Annotated in this window: 17 protein-coding genes; 7 read left to right on the plus strand and 10 right to left on the minus strand. The window is 61.1% G+C overall.

Annotation, left to right across the window (positions count from 1 at the left end):
• Positions 1–4: 4 nt before the first annotated feature.
• Positions 5–1,573, plus strand: coding sequence for a class I adenylate-forming enzyme family protein (locus AB1495_RS09480; RefSeq protein ID WP_074635267.1), 1,569 nt, complete (start codon positions 5–7; stop codon positions 1,571–1,573).
• Positions 1,574–1,587: 14 nt separating this feature from the next.
• A complete protein-coding gene (locus tag AB1495_RS09485) occupies positions 1,588–3,159 on the plus strand; it encodes an acetolactate synthase large subunit (RefSeq protein ID WP_244268875.1) in 1,572 nt (523 codons plus the stop codon).
• A gap of 83 nt (positions 3,160–3,242) precedes the next feature.
• Here AB1495_RS09485 and AB1495_RS09490 read toward each other — a convergent pair whose 3' ends face one another.
• The 5 genes from AB1495_RS09490 to AB1495_RS09510 form a co-directional block, all read right to left on the minus strand.
• Positions 3,243–5,681 carry a mechanosensitive ion channel domain-containing protein gene (locus AB1495_RS09490; protein ID WP_074635268.1) on the minus strand — a complete coding sequence of 813 codons (2,439 nt, stop codon included), beginning with the start codon at positions 5,679–5,681 and terminating at the stop codon, positions 3,243–3,245.
• 161 nt (positions 5,682–5,842) lie between these two features.
• A complete protein-coding gene (locus AB1495_RS09495; protein WP_074635269.1) occupies positions 5,843–7,099 on the minus strand; it encodes an OpgC family protein in 1,257 nt (418 codons plus the stop codon).
• Positions 7,074–8,852: a glucans biosynthesis glucosyltransferase MdoH gene (gene mdoH / locus AB1495_RS09500; RefSeq protein ID WP_074635270.1), complete on the minus strand. Its 1,779-nt coding sequence runs from the start codon at positions 8,850–8,852 to the stop codon at positions 7,074–7,076. Before mdoH ends, AB1495_RS09495 begins: the two co-directional genes overlap by 26 nt.
• On the minus strand, positions 8,845–9,009 hold the full coding sequence (locus AB1495_RS09505; protein ID WP_167543136.1) for a hypothetical protein: 165 nt from the start codon (positions 9,007–9,009) through the stop codon (positions 8,845–8,847). The genes mdoH and AB1495_RS09505 overlap by 8 nt, the downstream gene beginning before the upstream one ends.
• Positions 9,006–10,568, minus strand: coding sequence for a glucan biosynthesis protein (locus tag AB1495_RS09510; protein ID WP_167543137.1), 1,563 nt, complete (start codon positions 10,566–10,568; stop codon positions 9,006–9,008). Before AB1495_RS09510 ends, AB1495_RS09505 begins: the two co-directional genes overlap by 4 nt.
• Before the next feature lie 361 nt (positions 10,569–10,929).
• Here AB1495_RS09510 and nhaC point away from each other — a divergent pair, with 361 nt between their 5' ends.
• Complete coding sequence (gene nhaC / locus AB1495_RS09515) at positions 10,930–12,423, plus strand: Na+/H+ antiporter NhaC (RefSeq protein ID WP_037944945.1); 1,494 nt, start codon at positions 10,930–10,932, stop codon at positions 12,421–12,423.
• 72 nt (positions 12,424–12,495) lie between these two features.
• Here the strand turns inward: nhaC and AB1495_RS09520 are convergent, their stop codons facing one another.
• The 4 genes from AB1495_RS09520 to doeA all read right to left on the minus strand — a co-directional run bounded on the left by AB1495_RS09520 (position 12,496) and on the right by doeA (position 17,809).
• Complete coding sequence (locus tag AB1495_RS09520; protein ID WP_074635272.1) at positions 12,496–14,097, minus strand: class I adenylate-forming enzyme family protein; 1,602 nt, start codon at positions 14,095–14,097, stop codon at positions 12,496–12,498.
• 138 nt (positions 14,098–14,235) lie between these two features.
• The gene (locus AB1495_RS09525; RefSeq protein WP_074635273.1) at positions 14,236–15,609 is read right to left on the minus strand and encodes an aspartate aminotransferase family protein; all 1,374 of its coding nucleotides are present in this window, start codon (positions 15,607–15,609) and stop codon (positions 14,236–14,238) included.
• 27 nt (positions 15,610–15,636) lie between these two features.
• On the minus strand, positions 15,637–16,629 hold the full coding sequence (doeB, locus tag AB1495_RS09530; protein WP_074635274.1) for a N(2)-acetyl-L-2,4-diaminobutanoate deacetylase DoeB: 993 nt from the start codon (positions 16,627–16,629) through the stop codon (positions 15,637–15,639).
• Positions 16,630–16,633: 4 nt separating this feature from the next.
• The gene (doeA, locus tag AB1495_RS09535) at positions 16,634–17,809 is read right to left on the minus strand and encodes an ectoine hydrolase DoeA (RefSeq protein WP_074635275.1); all 1,176 of its coding nucleotides are present in this window, start codon (positions 17,807–17,809) and stop codon (positions 16,634–16,636) included.
• A gap of 118 nt (positions 17,810–17,927) precedes the next feature.
• On the opposite strand from doeA, the gene AB1495_RS09540 reads away from it, so the two are divergent.
• The gene (locus AB1495_RS09540) at positions 17,928–18,383 is read left to right on the plus strand and encodes an Lrp/AsnC family transcriptional regulator (RefSeq protein WP_005852003.1); all 456 of its coding nucleotides are present in this window, start codon (positions 17,928–17,930) and stop codon (positions 18,381–18,383) included.
• Positions 18,384–18,404: 21 nt separating this feature from the next.
• On the opposite strand, the gene AB1495_RS09545 is transcribed toward AB1495_RS09540, so the two are convergent.
• On the minus strand, positions 18,405–18,845 hold the full coding sequence (locus AB1495_RS09545) for a PACE efflux transporter (protein ID WP_074635276.1): 441 nt from the start codon (positions 18,843–18,845) through the stop codon (positions 18,405–18,407).
• A 279-nt stretch (positions 18,846–19,124) separates the two neighbouring features.
• On the opposite strand from AB1495_RS09545, the gene AB1495_RS09550 reads away from it, so the two are divergent.
• Genes AB1495_RS09550 through AB1495_RS09560 form a run of 3 tightly spaced genes read left to right on the plus strand, consistent with a single transcriptional unit; the run spans position 19,125 to position 22,537 of the window.
• Positions 19,125–20,642 carry an ATPase domain-containing protein gene (locus AB1495_RS09550; protein ID WP_074635277.1) on the plus strand — a complete coding sequence of 506 codons (1,518 nt, stop codon included), beginning with the start codon at positions 19,125–19,127 and terminating at the stop codon, positions 20,640–20,642.
• Positions 20,643–20,650: 8 nt separating this feature from the next.
• Positions 20,651–22,108: a sensor histidine kinase gene (locus tag AB1495_RS09555; protein WP_074635278.1), complete on the plus strand. Its 1,458-nt coding sequence runs from the start codon at positions 20,651–20,653 to the stop codon at positions 22,106–22,108.
• A gap of 48 nt (positions 22,109–22,156) precedes the next feature.
• Positions 22,157–22,537: a response regulator gene (locus tag AB1495_RS09560; protein ID WP_037954204.1), complete on the plus strand. Its 381-nt coding sequence runs from the start codon at positions 22,157–22,159 to the stop codon at positions 22,535–22,537.
• The last annotated feature ends 81 nt before the right edge of the window (positions 22,538–22,618 follow it).

The raw sequence follows: 22,618 nt of genomic DNA on the forward strand, positions 1-22,618 counted from the left end.
TGATATGATACCGATCAATCCGCCGGCACCGGCGACGACACCCACGAAAACCATCGTCGAGGTCGTGCGCGACAACGCCAAAGCACATCCGGAAAAACTTGCGCTGGTCTGTGACGGGCAAACCGTCAGCTGGGGGGCATTCGACCAGCGCATCAACAAGATCGCCAATCTGCTGCTGTCGATGGGGGTGAGCAAGGGTGACAACATCGCGATCATCTCGCCCAATTCCATTCCCTATGCAGAACTGTTTATGGGCATCCTGCGGGCAGGGGCCTGCGTGACGCCGCTGTCGACGATGGCGTCGCCCGATGCGCTGCAAAAGATGCTGACCGACTGCGGCGCGCGCGCGATCTTTGTCGCGGCGCAATATCTTGAACTGGTCGATGGCTTTATCGCTGATCTGGATCTGGCGCGCTTTGCCATTGATTTCGACCATCCCGCATTTCAGCCTTATGGCGCTGCGGTTGACGGGGCTTCGGACTCCGACCCCGAAATCCAGATCGAGATGTCGGATGCGTTCAACCTGATCTATTCCTCGGGCACGACCGGCACGCCCAAGGGCATCTTGCACAATCACTGGATGCGGTCGGCGCAGATGGACCGCGTGTCGCCCAACGGATATGACGATAACGCCCGCACGCTGCTGTCGACGCCGCTCTATTCCAACACAACGATCGTGTCCTTCCTGCCGACGCTCTATGGCGGCTCGACCGTCTATCTGATGCCGAAGTTCGACGCCCGCGGGTACCTCGAGATCGTGCAGCGTGAAAAGATCACCCACACGATGCTGGTGCCTGTGCAATACAAACGCATCATGGACGTGGCTGACTTTGACGCCTTTGACCTGTCATCGATGCAGGTGAAATTCTCCACCTCCGCGCCGCTGCGGGCCGAGGTCAAGGCGGATGTGCTGGCGCGCTTCCCCGGTAAGCTGCTGGAATACTACGGTCTGACCGAAGGCGGCGGGGTCACGGTACTGAATTCTGCCGAACATCCCGACAAATTGCATACGGTGGGCCAGCCCGCGCCGGGCAATGAGATCCGCCTGATTGACGAGACCGGCGCAGAGGTTCCCAAGGGCACCGTGGGCGAAATTTGCGGCCGCGGGCCGACGATGATGGCGGGGTATTTCGGGCGCGATGACCTGACCGCTGACTACATCTGGCGCGACGCAGCGGGCAACGTCTTCTTTCGCTCGGGCGATATGGGCCGTTTTGACGAGGACGGCTTTTTGATCCTGTCGGACCGCAAGAAAGATATGATTATCTCGGGCGGGTTGAACATCTATGCCGACGATCTTGAACTGGTGCTGCTGGCGGACCCCGATGTGACGGATGCCGCCGTGATCGGCGTGCCCTCTGACGCTTGGGGCGAAACGCCTTACGGGTTGGTGGTGCTGCGCGAGGGGGCGACGCGTTCGGGCGAAGATATCTGCGCTGACGCCAACGCCAAGCTGGGTAAAAGCCAGCGTCTGTCGGCGGTGGAACTGCGCGAAGAACTGCCGCGCAGCTCTATCGGGAAGATCCTCAAGAAAGAATTGCGCGCGCCCTTCTGGGCGGCGGTTTCTGCGTGAACAAGGAAGATGACATGAGCGAACAAGACGATACAGACCAGATGAATGGCGCCGATAGCCTTGTGCAAACGCTGCTCGATAGCGGGCTTGATACCTGTTTCACCAACCCCGGCACGTCGGAAATGCACTTTGTTGCCGCGCTGGATCACGTGCCCGGCATGCGCTCTATCCTTGTCCTGCAAGAGGGCGTGGCGACGGGGGCGGCGGATGGGTACTACCGTATGTCCGGCAAGCCCGCCTGCACCCTGCTGCACCTTGGGCCAGGGCTCGCCAACGGATTGTCGAACCTGCATAACGCGAAAAAGGCAGGCTCGGGCGTGGTGAATATTGTCGGCGAACATGCGGTCACGCATATCGAGCTGGACGCGCCGCTGACCTCTGACATCGAAGGGATCGCGCGGCCCGTGTCCCATTGGGTGCACACGTCCATGTCGGCGGCGGATGTGGGCGCGGATGCGGCCCGTGCGGTGCAGGCGGCAAATGTGGCACCGGGGCAGGTGGCGACGCTGATGCTGCCCAGTGACACCGCTTGGAACGAAGGCGGCGCTGTCGCGCCCGCGCGAGAGCCTGCACAGCGCCCTGCCTTTGACGAGGCTGCATTGGAGGAAGCCGTCGCCGCGCTGTCCGGCCCTGACAGCCTGCTGCTGTTGGGCGGTGCCGCGCTGAGCGCCGAGATGCTTGAGATTGCGGGGCGGATCGCGGCCAAAACGGGCTGCAAACTGCTAAGCGAATGGGCCAATGCGCGGCAGGAACGCGGGGCAGGGCGTGTGGTGGTCAACCGCGTGCCCTATCCCATCGATCAGGCGCTAGAGACGCTGGCCCCGTTCAAGCGCATCGTTCTGCTGGGCGCACGCGCACCCATCGGCTTTTTCGCCTATCCGAACAAGCCCGCGATCCTGACCGCCGAGGGCACGCAGATCACCAACCTCTGCACCACCGCGCAGGATATCGCAGGGGCGCTGGACGCGCTGTGCCGCGGTGTGGGTGCGGCGGACACTCCACCCGCCCATGTGGCTGAAGCCGCCACCCCCGACAAACCCAGCGGCCCGTTGGAGCCGGGCGGCATCGCGCAAGCCCTAGCGCGCACCATCCCCGAGGATGCGATTGTCATCGACGAGGCGATCACCACAGGCCGCGCGTTCTTCCCCGCAACAGCAGGGGCCCCGAAGCACACTTGGGTGAACAACTGCGGCGGGTCCATCGGCTATGGCATGCCCGTGGCGATTGGGGCGGCCGTGGCCTGCCCTGACCGCAAGGTGATGGCGCTGATCGGGGATGGCAGCGCGATGTACACGGTACAAGCGCTTTGGACGATGGCGCGCGAGGGGCTGGACATCACCATCGTGATCTTCGCCAACCGCGTCTACAAGATCCTGCGTGGCGAGCTGACCAATGTCGGCGTCAGCAATGCGGGCCCCAAGGCGATGGATATGCTGTCGCTTGACCAGCCGACGCTTGAATTTGCACAGATGGCAAAGTCGATGGGGGTAGAGGCGACGCAGGTCACAGATTGCGAAGCGCTTGAGCTCGCGATCGAGACAGGGTTGGCGCACAAAGGCCCGTATCTGATCGAAGCGGTGATGTAGCGCCCGCGCCAACCACCCTATACAAAAAGGCCCCCGATCAGCGCTGATCGGGGGCCTTTTTCTATTTCAGTCATCCGCGTCTGTTAGCGGTCTGCACCACTGTCGCCGTCGGCATCATCGCTGTCCGGCACATCGTCTGCCTCGATCGGCTTGGACACGGTTTTGGTCGGCGGCAGGTCTGTGTCCTGCGCGGCGGGGCCTTCGATCTTGAACGGCTGGGTGGTGCCGTCCTTGTTCTCGCCCAGCCAGATGGTCTGCTGCGGGAAGGGGATCTCGATCCCGCGCTCGTCAAAGACCGTCTTGAGGTAGCCGTTGTACATACGCCCGATGCCCCATTGCTTGCCGGGATCGGTCTTGATCCGCACACGCAGTACCACGGCGCTGTCACCAAGGGATTGCACGCCGAACCATTCCAGCTCTCCCATGATGCTATTGGCGATGTCTGGTTCGTTTTCCATCATGCGGTCGAAGGCGTCGAACATGGCCTGCTTGGCCTCTTCGACATTCTCGCGGTAGGCGATGCCCATGTCACAGACCGTGTAAGAGAAGCCGCGCATATAGTTGCTGACCACATCCACGGTAGAGAAGGGGATCATGTGGAACACCCCTTGCACATCGCGCAGGGACACAGAGCGCACCGACAGCTTTTCGACGGTGCCAGTGGTGCCGCCCACGGTGATCACATCGCCCACGTTGATGACATTCTCGAACTGGATGAACACACCGGTGATGATGTCTTGCACCATCTTCTGCGCGCCGAAACCAATCGCCAGACCCAAGACCCCGGCAGAGGCGAGCAGTGGCCCGATATCCAGCCCGATCTCGCTCAGCACGAACATCAGCGTGAGGATGATCAGCGTAATGGTCGCCGCATTGCGCAGCAAGGTCAGCAGGGTGGTTTCCCGCGAGGTTGGCACAGCCCCGTATTCAGGGTTCAGCTTGTAGTCGACAAAGGATGTCAGCGCGAGCCAGATGCCGAAGGCCACCGTCAGGATCAACCCGACAGAGATCAGCGCCTTGGTCACTGCCAGCCCGACCTGCCCCTCAAGCCAGCTGCGCATGTCGATCGTGCCGATTACGTCCAGCGTAAAGAACAGCACGCAGACCAGAAGGAACAGCCGCAAGGCGCTGAAGGCGCGGGGGACAAAGGTGTTGATGCGACGTTCCAGCAGCGGCAGCTTGGCGTTCACGTCCTCGGGCAGTGAAATGCCGCGGTGCACGGCCTGTGCCAACCATCCCGACAGCAGGGCGGCGATGATGATCGCGGCAAGGATCTTGCCCGACCCGACAATCGCGTTCAGCGTGACCTCGGCGGGCTGGGTCATGACCACGATGAACATCACCGCGATATAGGCCAGTGCGAACCAGTGCCAGATGCCTGCCAACCCGTGCAGCGTGCGCGCGATAAAGCCGCGGCGCGCCTCTGCGATGGTGGCGGGGTCGACGCCCTCGGCGGCTTGCGCCTCGCTGGGGTCGGCCTCGCTTTGTAGCCAACGGGTGACGGCCTTGCGACGGCGCAGCACGATGTAGACAAAATACAGCAGTACGAGGACCGATAGAAGAGCCGACACGCCAGCGCCCGCGGCCGTGTTGACGCTTTGGTTGACGATTGGCACGACCAGCAGTTGCCCGTAGCCCAGAACACTGACCACGATGCTCAGATAGCGGGTCAGCGCCGCGGCGGCCTTGTCATCGACGGGCACCAGACGCAGGCCCGACGCAACGGGCGAGAGGAACGACCGGATGACGACTTTGGTCATTTCTACCAGCAGGAAGGCGTTCAGATACATCGACTGGCGGATGCCGATCTGCCCGACTTCGCCAACGGCGAGGATGGTGATCAGATAGCCCGCGGCCCAAGCCACGATGACGATAAAGGCGTCCAGCAGGTTCGACCCCAGAAACAGCCCGATAGAGCGGAAGAGGCCCACATGTTCAGCCGTGCGCCCCATGCGCGCATATAGCCCTCGCGCAAGGTAGCGCAGCACCACAAAGAGCGCGACGGTGATCGCAATGACCGCAAGCAGGCCGGGGATCGCTTCCAGCAATACGGTCAGCTCCGCGCCGCTGAGGCCAGAGAAGACCTTGCCGCCGCGTTCGAACCCGTTCCAGAAAGAGGTGAGCGTGCTGACTGTGTCTTGTCCGATCTGCTGGGTGATCAGGGCGATTTGTCGCCCGACCGATACGCCTTCGGCATCCGCGGCTTCGGTGATCGTTTCAATCGCGGGGTTTTCATCACCCGCAGGGTCGCCCGAGGCATCCAGCGACTTTTCAAGGTCCGCGATCAGCGCCGCGCGGGCGTCATCGTCTTTGAGCACCTCGAGCAGGGTATCCAGCGGTGCCTTCGCCTCTGCCTCGGGTGTCGTTTCGGTTGTTTCCGTGTTGGAAGATCCGCCTCCGGTGAACAGCGATTGCGCCTGCGCCGCGAAGGGGGCGAGCGTCAGGAAGAGTGCCACCACAAGCCCCGTCAGTACGTAGAGCCACCCTTGGGCTGGCATCGCGATCTTTCCGGTTTTTGACATGGGGGCCTCTTTCAACACACTAATTTACACTACGAGATAGGGGACCATTCCCTATTTCCACTGTTTTTCGCTTATGGGCGGTCTTGGACGTAAAGAAAACCCGATGGCAGGGCAAGTCTGCGCATCGGGCGGTCTTTTGGTCACGGCACTAACGAGTTTGTTTACGCTGTGGAACTGCCGGTGATCACCTCGGCGCGCGGGGCCTCGGCTTTGGTCGGGGCGGGCTGCTTTGGCTGCGGCTGTTTGCGTGCCGCTTCGGCCAGCAGGGCGGCGGCATAGCACACAGCGATGGCGGCCAGCGGCAGGGTCCACGGCAGGGCGGTGACCGTAGGTTCGATATCCATCATGATCTGTCCGGCCAGTGCAAGGATCGTCCCTAGCCCAAAGACCAGCAGGCCGTGGCTGCCCATCAGACGCAAGGGGGCCGCATAGCGGTGTGCGCAGATGCGGGTCACTACGGGGAGGCACGAAAGCACATAGACCAGCGCGAGGATATGCACCAAGCGCGGCAGCGCGAGCATCGACTTGTTGTGCGTCGTGATGTTGCTGGGCAGGCCAAGCCCGCCAAGCTGCGCCATCTTGTTGTTCATGAACGATCCCAGACCGGGCACGTAGCGCCAGGCAAAGATGAACAGCAGCAGACCGAGCGCCAGCTTGAACAGGATCGGAGAGTTGCGGACCAGCCGTTCGTCCTTGCGATGACGCACACCGATAGCAAGGCCGATGACAAAGATGAACTGCCAGGTGAGCGGGTTGAAGAACCAGCCGCCGCCACCGGGGTGGTTCGGGATGGTCAGTCGGGTGGCTCCTGCATAAAGCCAGAACGCCCCTGCAACGGCCAAGGTCGTGCGCGGGGCGTAAAGCACAGCGGCGATCAGCGCAGGGCCTGCCAGCAGCAAGACGGTATAGGACGGCAGAATGTTCACATAGCCGATCTGATATCCCAGCGTGACCAGCCCCGCCATCGCGGCACCGGTCTGGTCATACAAAAGGGCGAGGTTGTGCATCACACGAAACTCCGAGCGCACAAACGTATCTGCCGCCCAGGCATAAAGACCGATGGCCGCGACCGTCAGCACAATATGCACGATATAAAGCTGCCACGCCCGCCGCCACAGCGGGGCCATCGCATCCCAAAGACGCAGCTCGCCCGACATCCAGCGGCCAATGGCGGGGGAATAGGCGATGCCCGCCGCGATGCCCGACATGATAAAGAACGCCTCTGCCGCGTCGGAGAACCCGATGTTGCGGATGGTCAGATGCTCCCACGGGTTGCCGGGCATGTGGTCGATAATGATCATGATCAGCGCCAGCCCGCGAAACGCATCGATGCGCGGATCACGCGCGCGGCGCGGCAGGTCGACGCCGCGCCGGATGGGAATAAGCTGGGCGTCAGGCCGGTTGGGCGATTGTGTCATGCGACGATCCTTCTGGGGCGGCACCCGATCTCAGGTTGTCGCGATAGGCTGCAATGACGGCGGGCGTGGCGCGTTCTTGCGGCGTGGTAAAGACTTGGCCGGTGCTCTCGTGCGAGGTCACGGCGATCAACAGTGGCGCGATCGACATGGGCAGCGTCACCGGCAAGAGCCAGAAGATCAGGTTCGGCACCCAGAGATAGACGGCAACGGTGACCGCGATCCCGAACAGCGATACCCAACGGCTGGCACGCCAGCTTTCGGCGAGGGTAAGCCGCCCTTCGCCGCGTGCGGTCGCAGGCCAGCCGCCATCCTTGCCGGCAAACACCTCGGCGACGGCGCGGCTTTGATACATCAGCATCACGGGGGCGATCAACGCGGTCAGCAGGATTTCAGACAGAACCGACCCAAGTGCGCGCAGCGCCCCGCCAAACCCCTTGGCGCGGCCCGTTGCAGCCGCTTCGCCAAAGATCGCGAGCTTGGGCAGCAACAACAGCCCACCGATCCCAAAGGCAAGCGCCACGATCTGGAAGGTCTTGTCGTCGGGGAAGACGGGGAAAAGCTGATAGGCGTTGGGGAAATAATCAGGGCTGGCATTGGTCGCGGCGGCCAGCAGCGACACGATCAGGAAGGCCCCCCAAGCGACTGAAACCAGATAGGCCATGATCCCCTGGACAAAGACGAACCGGCTCCACCCGTGCAGCCCGGGGGCACCGACCAGACGCATGTGTTGCAGGTTGCCCTGACACCAGCGGCGATCACGGCGCGCAAAGGCGAGCAGATTGTCGGGGCCTTCCTCGAAAGAACCGGCGATGCGGGGGTCCATCTCGACGCGCCAGCCGCCGCGTACCAGCAGGGCGGCTTCGACATAGTCATGGCTTAGGATGGTGCCGCCGAAAGGGGCGGGGCCGCTGAGTTCTGGCAGGCCGCAGCATTGCGACAGGGCGCGCACACGGGCGATGGCATTATGCCCCCAGAAGGGGCCCGCGCGCCCCTGCATACGGGCCAGACCGCGCGCGAAAACGGGCGAGTGGAAGCTGGCCGAGAATTGCATCGCACGACCAAACAGCGACCCCGCGCCAAAGATCTTGGGCAGGGTTTGCAGCAGGCCAAGGCTCGGATCTGCCTCCATCCGTGCGACAAGATGGCGGATCGTGTCGCCCTCCATCAGGCTGTCGGCGTCAAGGATCACGACGTATTCATAAGCCCCGCCGGATTTGCGGATGAAATCCTCGACGTTGCCTGCCTTGCGGCCATATCGGTCGGTACGGTTGCGGTAGTAGACCGGGTTCGCAGCGCCTTCATCGCCCAACAGCGGGGCCAGCGCCGCGCGCTCTGCGATCAGGGCGTCGGGGTCAAAGGTGTCGGACAGAATGGCGAAATCGACGGGTACATTCGCGGCCTGCATGGATTGGCGCATTGCCATAATGCGCGCGCAAACCTCGGTCGGGTTTTCGTTGCAGATCGGCACAAGGATCGCCGCCGGGGGAAAATCCGCGTTGCTCAGATCCATCTCAGGGAGGGGATCGAAAGAGGGCACGCCCAAAAACGCCTGCCCCGCCCCCCAGGCCAACCAAGCAGTCGTAAGCGCGATAAGCGCCACGGCGAAGCCGTCCCAGATATCAAATCCGGTATTAAGCCCCGCTTGCGCCAGGGTCGCGGCTGCCGCGGTTGCGCAGAGCAGGGCAAAGCAAATGGCACCAACGCGGCTGACCCGCGTGGCACCATCGCGTAAGTAAGAGGGCATGTCAGGCATTACGCATGAAGATGCGGCTCACCACCTCGAACAGGGAGGGGCGGGCATCATGCTCTAGCACCTGCCGCGGCATATCCAGCGGGGCAGGGCGAGGCGCATAACGGTCAAAGTCGGTCATTTCTTCGGTGGTCACAGTTGATGTCACAGACGTATTCATTCTTTCAGCCATTGGTATACCCAAGTCTCGGTCAAGCTACGGTCGCCCGCGACCAGATTGGCGCGCAGTTCAACCGTTGCATCAGTTTCGGCGACGACCTCTAGAACCAGTCGCCACATGTGATCGTGGCCGTCGATCTGCTGCAGTACTTGTCCTGCAACTGTGCCGCCGGCGATGTTTACATTGGCTCCAACAACGTTCTCGGCGTTTGGTTCCCCTAAAGTTGCACCTTCGAAGTCGATGACAAACTTTCGGCGATCATTGCGCGGTTTTACGCCCGCGATGCCCCCATTTCCGGCAAGAGTGCGCGATACTTGGGCAAGTGTCGAAGACGCGCCGGGCGGGTTCATCCCCCAGTTCAGACGGTAGGAAATGCTTTTGCTATCCCCCGCCGCGAACCCGTTCTTGTAGGTCCAGAAGGCGACGATATTGTCGTTCCCCTCCAGATCCGACGGGATCTCGATCAAGCGGACCATGCCTTCGCCCCAGTCCCCTTTGGGTTCGACCATCAGCGTCGGGCGCAGCTCGTAGTGGGCTTCGGCGTCCAAATAGTCGTCAAAGGCACGGTGGCGCTGCACAAGGCCAAAGGATTTCGGCGATTGTGCACCAAAGTATGAATTGGCGAGCTTTGGCGGGTTGTTCAGCACGCGGAACAGCGTGTCTTGGCCGGTGTTGACCACCAGCGCCTCGCTGTCGTGGACGCGGGCACGGTAATCGTCAAAGCCACCCTGATCGTTCAGCCCGAACAGATACATCGATGTCAGCGGCGCGACGCCCAGTTGCTGCACGTCCTGACGGAAGAACAGTTCGGTGGTCACATCCATCGTGGTGGTGGCACCGGGGGTCACGGTGAACTTGTAGGCCCCCACGACCGACTGGCTTTCCAGCAGGGCGTAAAAGGTCATCTTCGTCTCGCCGGGGGCGGGGCGCTGCAGCCAGAAGGCGCTGAAGCGGGGGAATTCCTCGGGCTCGGAAGTGGCAGTGTTCACCGCAAGCCCGCGCGCGCTGAGGCCATAGCGGTTCCCCGCCCCCAAGGCACGGAAGTAGCTCGCCCCGAGGAAGGACACGATCTCGTCGAACTGCTGCGGATCGTTCAGCGGCGCATTCATGCGGAAGCCCGCGACGCCGGGCAGCTCGGTGCCAGTCGGGATCTTTTCAAGCGCTTTGGACTGGTAGATGAAATCATCCGAGGTAAAGCCAAGCGGCTGTGCCTTGTCATTGACGATCTCGTAAAGCGACACAGTGCCGTCAAACAGCCAGCCGGGGTGATAGGCATGTACCACCGCCTGCGCCGCAGGGCCCTTCCAGATCGCGCTGTCCTCGCGGAAGCGGATGTTGCGGTAGTCGTCATAGTCCAGCGTGGTAAAAGGCGCGCCCAGTTGCGTCGGCGCGGTGTACTCTTCACCCGCGAGGTTGCGTGCCCGTTCGATCAGAATATCAAAAGAAAAAGGCTCCGCCGTATCACTGGCCTGCGCCCAAGCAGCAGTGTCTTGCAAACCGGTTGTAGCAGCGAAAGCCAAAGTTGCCCCCCCTGCGCGCAATACTGACCGGCGAGACATCGGGCGGGAGCGAGACAAATGATGCATCAAAAATGATTCCTGTTCGTTGCTGCATTGCAGAATTCATATAATTACGCGGGAAGTTCAATAACATGAAGCATGATGCGCAAAATTTTGCTGCACAGTGCGGGGTTTACGCGAAAATTGCGAAATCAGCGCGGCATCATCCGGCAATATTTGCAAAGACATAGCGCCCCTGAGTGCAGGTGTTGTCTAGCCTCTTTGAAATACAGCGGAAATTTGCCGGAAATGACGTTCAATCGCCCTAGAATAAGATTGGTTGGCATCACAGGCCCGCAATGCCACCCTAAAGGGAATCTGTGTGTGTATCAGTAAACAAGAATACAAAAACGAGGACAAAATGGACAATAAAGACCTTCCATCGCTCCCGCTGGCGCTGCTGCCCGTCGTTCTGACGCTTGGCCTTCTGGCGCTGCAACTTTTCTACTATGGCGACTTCACGCCGCATATTCCCCTCATCCTCGGATTGGCCATCACGTCCCTGCTGGGTGTGTTTCGCGGTCAGACGTGGATGGACATCCGCGAAGGCGTGTTCCACGTGATCCACGTGTCGATGCCGTCACTGGCGGTGTTGATCGTGGTCGGCATGATCGTCGGCGTCTGGATCGCGTCGGGCACGGTGCCTACGCTGATCTATTACGGGCTGACCTTGCTCACCCCGTCGATCTTTCTGGCAGCCGCGATGATCCTCTGTGCAGTGGTTTCCCTGTCGTTGGGGACCAGCTGGGGCACAGTCGGCACCATTGGTCTGGCGCTGATGGGGATCGGTGCGGGTTTCGGTATCCCGGCCTATTGGACCGCCGGTGCGGTCGTGTCGGGCGCATTCTTTGGCGATAAGGTATCGCCGCTGTCGGACACCACGAACCTGGCGCCTGCGGTGACGGGGACGAATGTCTTCGACCACATCAAGAACATGCTGCCCACGACCGTGCCTGCGATGATCATCGCGCTGGTGATCTATGTGGTCGTCGGCTTCATGCTGATCGAAGAGGGTGCAGGCGATGTCAGCAGCATCAATCAGATCACAACCGGTCTGGAGGAACGCTTTAGCCTCGGGATCATCCCGCTGACGCCGGCCTTGATCGTGATTGTGCTGGCGCTGATGAAAAAGCCGCCGCTGCCGTCGCTGTTTGCCGGTGTGCTGGCCGGTGGACTGGTGGCGATCTTCTGGCAGGGCGCGGGGCTGCATGACGTGTTCGCCTTTGCGCAGTCGGGCTATTCCATCGACACGGGCATCGCCGACATCGACAGCCTGCTGAACGCGGGCGGCATCCAGTCGATGATGTGGACCATTTCGCTGATGTTGATTGCCTTGGGCTTTGGCGGCGCGCTGGAGCGCACCGGCTGTCTGGAGGCGATCATTCTGGCGATCGTCAGCCGGGTGAAAAGCTTTGGCGCGGTACAAAGCTCGGCCATCGGGACGGCATTTGCGACCAATATGGTTGCGGGTGATCCTTATATCTCTATCGCGCTGCCGGGCCGTATGTACGCGCCCTTGTACCGTGGGATGGGCTATTCGACCCTGAACCTCAGCCGCGCGGTGGAAGAGGGCGGCACGCTGATGAGCCCGCTGATCCCGTGGAACGCCGGTGGTGCCTTTGTGATCTCGGCTTTGGGGCTGGGGGTCATGGACGGTAACCTGACCAACCTGCTGTATATCCCGCTGGCCTTTGCCTGCTGGACGGCACCGCTGATCGGTGTGTTCTATGCGGTGACCGGTCTGTTCTCTCCCAAAGCCACGGACGAAGATCGGGCCGAATGGGACAAATCCGGCGAAGACATCATGGACCTTGGCGACCATGAGCTCGCCTACGAGCAACCGGCCGCGACCTGATCGCGCCTGCACCGACACAGATGAAAGCCGCAGCGCCAATGTGCGCTGCGGCTTTTTTTCATGCCCTCAGGCCTACGCCTTCAGCCTGTCGCGAAGCGTGTTCTTGACGATCTTGCCATTGGCGTTGCGCGGCAGGGGATCGGGGTCGAATGTCGCGAAATCGGGAGCTTTGTAGTCCGCCATCTTTGTGCGTGCGAAAGCCTTGATCGCATCAAGATCGAGCGCGGTATCCGTGGTGTGGATGAAAACATGCATCTTTTCCCCCAGCACCGGATCAGGGCAGCCGATGGCGGCACATTCGATCACGGAGGGGTGGGCGGTCAGGGCGTTTTCGACCTCGGCGCTGTAGATGTTATAGCCGCCGCGAATGATCATATCTTTGCGGCGGTCGTGCAGGCAGATGAACCCCTCGGCATCGCGTGACCCCATGTCGCCGCTTTTCCAGTAGCCGTCGTAAAACTCGGAGGCGGTGCGGTCTGCGTTGTCCCAATAGCCGGGCACGGTCATCGCGCCCTTGATCCAAAGCTCCCCATGGGTGCCGTCGGGCACGTCGTTGCCCTGAGGATCGACAATGCGGATGTCGGCGCAGGGCACGGCGATGCCGATGCTATCCGCGCGTTTGGTGCCGAACCCCATCGGCAGGATCGTTACGGCAGAGGTAAGCTCCGTCGCGCCATAGGCGTTCATCAGGCAGAGGTTCGGCAGCTTTTCCGACAGTTCGGTGATGGTGGATTGCGGCATAGGTGCGCCGCCGTAGCCCCCGATCCGCCAGTGTTGCAGGTCGTAGTCCTCGACATTGCAGCGCAGCAGGAACAGGTTGTACATCGCTGGTACCATCAGCGTCTGCGTGACCTTTTCATCAGCGGTCAGCGACAGGAATTCATGTGCACCAAAGACCTCCATCATCACGGTGCAGCCTGCGGTTTGCAGCATGGTAAAGACCGTGGCGACCAGCCCGGTCACATGGCTTGCGGGCACGCACAGCAGCGACCGTTCACCGGCCCCCAGCTCCATGCAAAGCTCGAAATGCATCGCGGAATGGACGATGTTCAGATGGGTCAGCGTCGCCCCTTTGGGCTGGCCTGTGGTGCCGGAGGTATAAAGGATCACCGCGATGTCATCCTCGTGCAGCGGCACGGCGTCGGTCAGCGGGGTCTGCGCGGGCAGCGTGTCAAACGCGTCGGACCCCGCCACTGTGCCGCCAACGCAAAAGCGGTGGGTTAGCCCGGGCAGATCGGCCGGTGCGGGCAGGCGGTCGGCGACATCCATGCCATGCACGGCGATCTTGGCCCCGCATTGACGCAGGATAAACGCCAGCTCTGGCGTGCCTTCGCGGATGTTGATCGGCACGGCAATCGCGCCAAGCCGCAGACAACCCATCATGGTCGCGATGAATTCCCAGCGGTTCGACAGCAGCAGCGCAACGCGGTCGCCCCTTTCGACCCCACGCACGCGCAGCCCTGCGGCGATGCGGCCCACGTGCAGGTCAAGCTCGGTATAGGACAGTCTGGTCTCGCCGCTGACCACGGCCTCTTGATCGGGGGCGCGGGCAAGGGCCGCGGCGAGCATGGCGTTCAGGTCGGCGGGGCGATCCTTGAAGCATTTGATCTCGCGACCGTCAAAATGGGTTTCTGTTTGTATGCGATCCGTGATCGCCTGTGACCAATGTGGCATCTGCGCTCCTCCCGTAGCTTGGGGTAGTCATTGCGCAAACAATCAGGGGCTGCAACGGCCAAGCGCCGTGTTAGCGCCCGCATTATGCCCCACCTGTTGGGGTCGGTTCGCCCTGCGAAACAAGGCGAACCGGGGCGTTTATCCCAGCACGGTTTTTACCGCATCCGCGGTCGCGGCGACGACGGTATCGACCTCTGCGCGGGTGATGCAGAAGGGCGGGGCAAAGCCGGTAATGTCGCCTTGGGGCATGGCACGGGCGATCACGCCGCGTTCCAGCATCGCGGCAGAGATCGCGGCTCCCACCTTGGCACCAGGATCAAGCGGGGTGGCGTCTGCCTTGTCGGCAACATACTCAACCGCGCACAGCAGCCCTTCGCCACGGATGTCCCCCACATTCGGATGATCGCCAAGCGCCTCTTTCATCGAGGCGTTCAGATATCCGCCCACCTCGGCCGCGTTGCTGACAAGGTTCAGGTCGTCGATCAGCTTGAGGTTCGCGACACCGGCCGCTGCACAGATCGGATGCGCCGAATAGGTCCAGCCGTGACCGATGGGGCCGTTCTCGTCCGTGCCCTGTTCCAGCACCTTCCACATCCGGTCCGATACGATCGACCCCGACAGCGGCGCATAGGCCGATGTCAGCCCCTTGGCGATGGTGATCAGATCGGGTTTCAGCCCATAGTGATCCGACCCGAACATCGTCCCCAGACGGCCAAAGCCGGTCACGACCTCATCCGCGATCAGCAGGATGTCGTGGCGGTTCAACACCTCTTGGATCGCGTCCCAATACCCGGCGGGCGGGGGCACGATGCCGCCGGTCCCCAAAACGGGTTCCCCGATAAAGGCCGCGATGGTGTCCGGCCCTTCGGCTTGGATCAGCGCCTCAAGCGCGTTGGCGCATTGCGCGGTGAATTCGGCTTCGGACTGGGTGCGGTCCTTGCGGCGGTAGTAATAGGGCGCGTCCGTGTGGATCACGGGGTTCATCGGCAGGTCGAATTTATCGTGGAACAGCGACAGGCCGGTCAGCGATCCGGTCATCAGCCCCGACCCGTGATAGCCGCGCCAGCGCGAGATGATTTTCTTTTTCTGCGGGCGACCAAGGATGTTGTTGTAGTACCAGACGAGCTTGATGTTCGTCTCGTTCGCGTCCGAGCCGGACAGACCGAAATAGACCTTGGACATATGCGCCGGTGCGCGGTCCATGATCATCTTGGCCAGCGTGATAGACGTCTCGGTCCCGTGGCCCACATAGGAATGGTAATAGGCCAGCTGATGCGCCTGTTCGGCGATGGCGTCAGCGACTTCGGTCCGGCCATAGCCTGCGTTCACGCAATAGAGCCCGGCAAAGGCGTCCAGCATCCGGTTGCCATCGCGGTCCTCGATATGAACGCCCGACGCCCCTGTGATCACCCGCGTCGCGGATTCACCCCGCGCATGCTGTGCCAGATGCGTAGAGGGATGGAAAAAGTTTTCGCGGTCCCATGTGGCGAGTTGATCATCATTGCGAAGCATAGGTCAGGCTTTCTGTTTAGGAGAGTTTCAGGTGAGTTCGGTGGCCAGCACGGCAAGGCAATCGCCCGGCTGTGCCAGTCCGGGGTGATGGCGGGCGATCACGATGCCCCCCATCTGGGCGCGGATTTCACGCGGGGGCAGGCCCGTATGCTGGCTGTCCCATAGACGCGCGATCAGGTCGCCTTCCGCCACTGTGTCGCCAAGGGTGACGTTGAAATCGACCAGCCCACCGTGGTTGGTGACGTGAAAACAACGGTCGTCGTCTTGCGACAGCATGCGCGATGGCGCAGTGACGGGCTGGCCTTGCAGGATACCGGCGTGGATCAGCAGGTTGCGCACGCCTTTGCGGGCGATCTGCGCGGTTTCAGGCGTGGCAGTGCCGCCGCCGCCCAATTCGGTGGTGACGAATGTCTTGCCCATCGTCTCAGCCGCGTCGTCATACATGCCAAGCGCGTCGATCTCGCGCATCTCTACACTGAAAGGCGCGTTGAACGCATCGCGCGCGGCGCGGCAGCGGGCCTGCTGGTCCGCATCCTCGAGCGTGTGACAGGCGGCGAAGGGCAGAAAATCCAGCGTCTTGCCGCCCGAATGGAAATCAAGCACGACATCCGCCAGCGGCAGCAGCACCCGTTGAAAGTAATCCGCGATCTTCTGGGTGGGGGTGCCATCGGGGCGGCCGGGAAAGCTGCGGTTCATGTTCACCCCGTCCAGCGGAGACACCCGCGTCCCCGCCATAAAGGCGGGGTGGTTCATGAAGGGGAGGATGATCACGCGACCCGTGACATCCTTGGCCTCCAAGGTCTGGGCGAGCTCGACCAAGGCCAGCGGCCCTTCGTATTCGTCGCCGTGGTTGCCGCCGGTCAGCAAGGCAGAGGGGCCGTCGCCGTTTTTCACGTGGGTCACCGGAATCTGGATCGCCCCCCAAGCGCTGTCATTGCGGCTATAGGGCAGGCGCAGATAGCCATGCTGCACGCCGTCGCAGTCAAAATCGATGGTGGCCGAGATAGGATTGTCCCGCATGGCGCTATTCCTTGATCACAAGCGCACGCGGGGTGGTGCACAGGCATTCGACACCGGTTTGCGTGATGACAATCGGCTCTGTGATCTCGATCCCGCCGTCGTCAAGCCAAAGGGCGGGCATGAAGTGAAAGGTCATGCCGGGTTCCAGCACGGTGGTATCTCCTGCGCGGAACGACATGGTGCGTTCGCCCCAGTCCGGAGGGTAGGACAGGCCGATCGCATACCCGCAGCGGCTGTCCTTCTCGAACCCGCGGTTGCGCAGGGTGGTGTTGAAGGCGCGGGCGATGTCTTCGCAGCGGTTGCCGGGTTTGGCCTGCTCTAGCCCGGCATCAATCGCTTCGAGCACGGCATTCTCTGCATGAAGATACTTCTGCGGAGGCTTGCCCAAGAACAAGGTACGCGACTGCGGACATTGATAGCGTCGGTGCGCGCCCGCGATTTCAAAGAACGTGCCTTCGTTGTTGCGCAGGGGAGCATCGTCCCATGTGATATGCGGCGCGGTGGCATCCAGACCCGAGGGCGTCATGGGCACGCAGGCGGGGTAGTCGCCCCAATGCCCTTCGGCCCCGCTGACCGAGGCGTGATAGATGTCCGCGATCAGGTCGTTCTTGCGCATCCCGACCTCGGCCTTTTCGCGGATCACCTCGTGCATCCGTTCAACGATCCGCGCGGCGCGGCGCATATATTCAAGCTCTGTCGGGGATTTCACCGCACGTTGCCAGTTCACCAGTGCCGTGGCGTTCTGGATATTGACGCCCGGCAGCCGCGTTTGCAGCGTCAGAAACGCCGAAGCGGTAAAGTAATAGTTGTCCAGCTCGAACCCGATGCGTGCATTCTCTAGACCGCGGTCCGCGATGAGACGGGCGAGTTCCTCCATCGGGTGTTTGTCGGGGTTCTGGACGTAGGTGTCATCGTAGCCGACGATATTGTCATCATCCAGATAGGTGGTGCGCTGGGCACCGGCGCTGTCCATGGCGCGACCCCACCAGACGGGCTGGCCTTCGTGGGTCAGCAGCACGCCTTGATGCACGTAGAACGACCACCCGTCATAGCCCGCCAGCCACGCCATATTGGACGGATCGGTGACAAACAGCGCGTCCAGCCCGCGGTTGGCCATTTCGGCGCGTGTTTTCGCCAGACGTGCTGCATATTCGTGCTGTGTAAAAGAATGGTCGATCATGTGGGGATTCCTGCCAGGGTATTGTGCGAGTTTAGCTTTTTCGCGCTGTGCATTTATGCGAATAATGCGGCTACGCGGGTAAAAGCTGCAAACTTGTGTAAGATATGGGGAATTTAGGATGATTGACGCGATAGACCGGAAAATCCTGCATCACGTGCAACGCGACAATCTGCTCACCAGCGCGCGCCTTTCCGAACTGGTCGGGCTGTCGCAAACCTCGGTCCAGCGGCGCCTTGCGCGGTTGCGAGCGACCAAGGCGATCGAGGCCGATATCGCCGTCGTCTCGCCCGAGGCCGTGGGCCGTCCCCTGACCATGCTCATCGCGGTGGAACTGGCGCGGGAACGGTCCGATATCATCGACCGTTTCAAGCGAGCGGTGCGGGAGCGGGCAGAAGTAATGAGCGCCTACTACGTGACCGGAGAGACCGACTTTATGCTGATCGTCAGCGCCAAGGACATGCAGGATTACGAGGCGTTCACCCGCGATTTTTTCTACAACAACCCCGATATCAAAGGGTTCAAAACCACCGTGGTGATGGACCGGATCAAGGCGTCATTCACCTTGCCGGTCTGATCACCACAATGGGTTGGTGGGCTAGGCGCTTTCCGCCTGCTTTTGCGACCACTCGGGTAGCGGAAAAAGCGTGTCGTAGATCAGGTTAAACACGTAGGAATAAACGAGGTAGAATGCCGCCAGTGCGATATCCAGCACGAAGGCATCCCACAGGCTGATCCCCAGATACCACGCGATGAAGGGCAACAGAACCATCAGCAGCCCCGCCTCGAACACCAGCGCGTGCAGCACCCGGACGATGCGCGATTTCAGGGTGGTTCCAGTCAGCCGTTGTAAGGCCAAGTCGAAAAGCACGTTATAGCCAAGGTTCCAAAGCGTCGCGAGCGTGGCGCTGACAATGCCCACGACACCAAAGTCATGTAGGGGCACGTCAAACAGGATCGCGCCTGCGGGGATCACAAGGATCAGCGCGATGATTTCAAAACTGATGGCGTGGCGAAGACGGTCAAATGCAGAGCGCATGTTATACCTCATTGAAGGGCCGGGTCGTCCCGACAGTTTTCCATTCAGGGGAGGTCGTCCTCACACTGCCATAGGTGGCAAAGCCGCGCGGGTTTTTCAAGAGCAATCGGGCCACCGCCCCTTTACCGAACAGTCCCGCGGGGCATCCGGCACTCTGGCGTTCTATCGATACAAATCGATTTGCTTGAATATTCATCATTGAGTAAAATACGGCGGATACATGGGCCCACTGCTGAAGTAAGGGCACCGTAAGAGTATGATACGAGTGGGGTGCAAGTAATGGGCGATCGTACCACTGGGGCGGCGCAGACGCGGCTGTCGACAGGGACGTCTGGTTTGGATGATGTGCTGTGTGGCGGGTTGACCCCGCATCGGCTGTATCTTGTCGAGGGGACGCCGGGGTCCGGCAAAACAACGCTTGCGTTGAAGTTCCTCATGAATGGTCGCGAAAATGGTGAGCGCGGGCTTTATATCACGCTTTCCGAAACGGTAGACGAGCTCACCGCTGTCGCACAGTCCCACTCCTGGACGCTAGACGATATTGATCTGTACGAGCTGGTCGCGGAAGACGAGTACAGCTCTGATCGGGAGCAATCCTTGCTGCACCCAAGCGAAGTCGAACTTGGGGAGACCGTGCGTGGTATCATCAATCTGGTGGAAGAGAATAATCCGACCCGTGTCGTTCTCGACAGCCTGTCAGAGCTGCGCTTGCTGGCGCAGAACCCCCTGCGCTACCGTCGGCAAATCCTAGCGCTAAAGCATTTCTTTGCGCGGCGTAATTGCACGGTCTTGATGCTGGACGACCGCACGGCTGAACCGGGGGATCTACAGCTTCACTCCATCGCGCATGGCGTCGTCTCGCTTGAACAACTGGCCAATGATTTCGGGTCGGAACGGCGCAGGTTGCGTGTGATCAAGATGCGCGGCCTGAAGTATCATGGCGGCTACCACGATTTTACCATCGAAAAGGGCGGGTTGTGCGTCTACCCGCGCCTGATCGCGGCGGATCACGCGCGCGATTTTTCGGCTGATGCGGTGACAACGGGGCTGGACGAGCTCGACGCTTTGCTGGGCGGGGGGCTTGTGCCCGGCACCAATGCGCTGCTGGCCGGTCCTGCTGGCGTGGGCAAGACAACGACGGCGGTGCGCTGCATGCTGGCCGCGCTGAACCGAGGCGAGAAAGCCGCGTATTTCCTGTTCGACGAGCGGCTGTCGACGTTGCTTACCCGCTCGCGGGCGCTTGGCATGGATGTGCAGCCGTTCATCGACAACGGGCAGTTGGAAATCCGGCAGATCGATCCGGCGGAACTGTCGCCCGGTGAATTCGCCAGCGCGGTGCGCACGACGGTCGAAAAGGACGGGGTAAGCGTTGTCGCGATCGACAGCCTCAACGCCTATTTGCACGCCATGCCAAGTGACAATTTCCTTGTGCTACAGATGCATGAACTGCTCAGCTATCTCGCGCAGCAGGGCGTGGTGTCGCTGATGATCCTTGGGCAACATGGTGTCACAGGGGAACTGCGGACCGACATCGATATCAGCTATCTTGCCGATACCGTCATGATGCTGCGGTTTTTCGAGGCCGAAGGCGAGGTGCGCAAATCCATCGCGGTGATCAAGACCCGTACGTCTGACCATGAACGCAGCATCCGTGAATTCAAGATCGACGCGACTGGTATCGTGATCGGCGAACCTATCCGCAGTTTCTCGGGTGTGTTGTCGGGGACGCCGGTGTTCACGCAGCGCACAGACGCGCTTTTGCAGCTCGATCCTCAAACCAGCGACGGTGCAAAGTGACACCACAAATGGCATCGTCATCCGAGCCAGAGACCCCGGATGATGCGCTTTTGGTCTCTGTCGGTATTCTCGCGCCACGCGGACGGGATGCGGCTGTCGCCGGGCAGTTGCTCGACCAGCATGATATTGCATCGACATCCGTCGCCTCCCTTGGGGAGCTTGCAGGCCTCATCGGGCGGCAAATCGGCGCGATTTTGGTGACCGAAGAGGCGCTGGCAGGCGTCGGGGTCGATACCTTGCAAGAGGCGTTGGCCGCGCAGCCCCCTTGGTCGGATGTCCCGTTTATCGTGCTGGCCAATGGCACGTCCTCCAGCCGCAGCAACGACGCAGCGGCAAGGATTGACCAGCTGAGCAACGCGGTGCTCTTGTCGCGCCCTTTGCACGCAGAGGAGCTGGTACGCTCGGTGCGCTCCGCGCTCAAGGCGCGGCGGCGGCAGCATGAGGCGCGCAAACATCTGGAGCAGCTTGAACTGCGGGAACGTCAGCTGTTCGAGAGTGAGGCAAAGTTCCACGCGATTGCGAATTCGGTCGATCAGATGATCTGGTCCACTTTGCCGGACGGGTTTCACGATTATTACAACGACCGCTGGTATGAATTCACCGGTGTGCCCGAAGGATCGACCGACGGCGAGGGCTGGAACGGCATGTTCCATCCCGACGATCAGGAAAAAGCCTGGGCGCGTTGGGGTCACAGTCTTGAGACCGGCGAGCACTATGAAATCGAATATCGCCTGCGGCACCGCACGGGGCAGTATCGGTGGGTGCTGGGGCGTGCCCAGCCTGTGCGCGACGAGGCCGGCCGGATCACGCGCTGGTATGGCACCTGCACGGATATACACGAGATCAAGGTCGCCGAAGAACAGCGGCAGTTGATGCTGGGCGAGATGAACCATCGGGTGAAAAATACCCTTGCGATGGTCAATGTCATGGTGTCGCAGACGCTGCGCCAGTCCGAAAACCTGAAGGATGCACAGGTCGCTATCCAATCGCGGATTGGCATGATGGCGCAGGCGCATGACCGTTTGATCAAGGCCGCATGGGCACAGACGCGCATCCTCGAGGTGATCGAGGCCGCGTTGGCCCCTCATCGGACGGGTGAGGGACGGTTCGCGATAGAGGGGCCGGACGTGCCCATCGGGTCCAAACAGGCGCTGGCCTTAACGATGGCGTTGCACGAACTGTCGACCAACGCCACGAAATACGGCGCTTTGTCCGGTGACGGGGACAACGGCAAGATTGCGGTGCGGTGGAAGGTCGCTCGGGCAAGCGATGGGGCAGAGGTGTTTCACCTTAGCTGGACCGAAAGCGGGGGCCCATTGGTGACACCGCCAAGCCGCAAAGGCTTTGGCAGTCGGATGATAGAACAAGCGCTCGCCGGATATTTTAACGGATCGGCGGAACTAAATTACGCGCCAGAGGGTTTGAGCTTTATGCTACAAGCTCCACTGGCAGGTTTGACGATCTAAGAATGGTGCTCTGCAAGCCCATTGATCATTAATGAAAGCTGTCCAAACGTGGATTATCAGAACCTACCCGCCGTGCTGATCGTAGAAGATGAACCGCTGATCCGTATGGGGGCCGTCGATATGATCGAAGAGGCCGGCTTTAAGACCTATGAAGCCGGATCGGCCGACGAAGCCATCGAAGTGATGCAGACGCATTCTGATATTGGCATCCTATTTACCGATATTGATATGCCCGGCACCATGAACGGGCTCAAACTGGCGGCCTATGTGCGCACAACCTGGCCTCCGGTGGTGATCATGATTGCGTCGGGCGTGATCGAGCTTGACGAAGCGGACGTGCCAAGCGGGGCTGCCTTTGTGCCCAAGCCCTATGCCACGAACCATGTGACCAAGATGTTGCACGAAGCCACAGGGCAGGTGGGGGCCTGATCTTGCGGTCACAGGCGTCTGGCTGCACGAATTCCCCGGATCAAAACTGGTAGAATGCGATAGCTGCGCTAGCTCAGTCAC

Origin of the sequence: Sulfitobacter pontiacus (genome assembly GCF_040790665.1) — a bacterium.
In the GTDB taxonomy this organism is placed as follows: Bacteria; Pseudomonadota; Alphaproteobacteria; order Rhodobacterales; family Rhodobacteraceae; genus Sulfitobacter; species Sulfitobacter pontiacus.

Excerpts from the sequence above, each read along its gene's own strand:
- AB1495_RS09480 (WP_074635267.1), top strand. The coding sequence starts at position 5 with ATGATACCGATCAATCCGCCGGCACCGGCGACGACACCCACGAAAACC.
- AB1495_RS09485 (WP_244268875.1), top strand. The coding sequence starts at position 1,588 with ATGAGCGAACAAGACGATACAGACCAGATGAATGGCGCCGATAGCCTT.
- AB1495_RS09490 (WP_074635268.1), bottom strand. The coding sequence starts at position 5,681 with ATGTCAAAAACCGGAAAGATCGCGATGCCAGCCCAAGGGTGGCTCTAC.
- AB1495_RS09495 (WP_074635269.1), bottom strand. The coding sequence starts at position 7,099 with ATGACACAATCGCCCAACCGGCCTGACGCCCAGCTTATTCCCATCCGG.
- mdoH (WP_074635270.1), bottom strand. The coding sequence starts at position 8,852 with ATGCCTGACATGCCCTCTTACTTACGCGATGGTGCCACGCGGGTCAGC.
- AB1495_RS09505 (WP_167543136.1), bottom strand. The coding sequence starts at position 9,009 with ATGAATACGTCTGTGACATCAACTGTGACCACCGAAGAAATGACCGAC.
- AB1495_RS09510 (WP_167543137.1), bottom strand. The coding sequence starts at position 10,568 with ATGTCTCGCCGGTCAGTATTGCGCGCAGGGGGGGCAACTTTGGCTTTC.
- nhaC (WP_037944945.1), top strand. The coding sequence starts at position 10,930 with ATGGACAATAAAGACCTTCCATCGCTCCCGCTGGCGCTGCTGCCCGTC.
- AB1495_RS09520 (WP_074635272.1), bottom strand. The coding sequence starts at position 14,097 with ATGCCACATTGGTCACAGGCGATCACGGATCGCATACAAACAGAAACC.
- AB1495_RS09525 (WP_074635273.1), bottom strand. The coding sequence starts at position 15,609 with ATGCTTCGCAATGATGATCAACTCGCCACATGGGACCGCGAAAACTTT.
- doeB (WP_074635274.1), bottom strand. The coding sequence starts at position 16,629 with ATGCGGGACAATCCTATCTCGGCCACCATCGATTTTGACTGCGACGGC.
- doeA (WP_074635275.1), bottom strand. The coding sequence starts at position 17,809 with ATGATCGACCATTCTTTTACACAGCACGAATATGCAGCACGTCTGGCG.
- AB1495_RS09540 (WP_005852003.1), top strand. The coding sequence starts at position 17,928 with ATGATTGACGCGATAGACCGGAAAATCCTGCATCACGTGCAACGCGAC.
- AB1495_RS09545 (WP_074635276.1), bottom strand. The coding sequence starts at position 18,845 with ATGCGCTCTGCATTTGACCGTCTTCGCCACGCCATCAGTTTTGAAATC.
- AB1495_RS09550 (WP_074635277.1), top strand. The coding sequence starts at position 19,125 with ATGGGCGATCGTACCACTGGGGCGGCGCAGACGCGGCTGTCGACAGGG.
- AB1495_RS09555 (WP_074635278.1), top strand. The coding sequence starts at position 20,651 with ATGGCATCGTCATCCGAGCCAGAGACCCCGGATGATGCGCTTTTGGTC.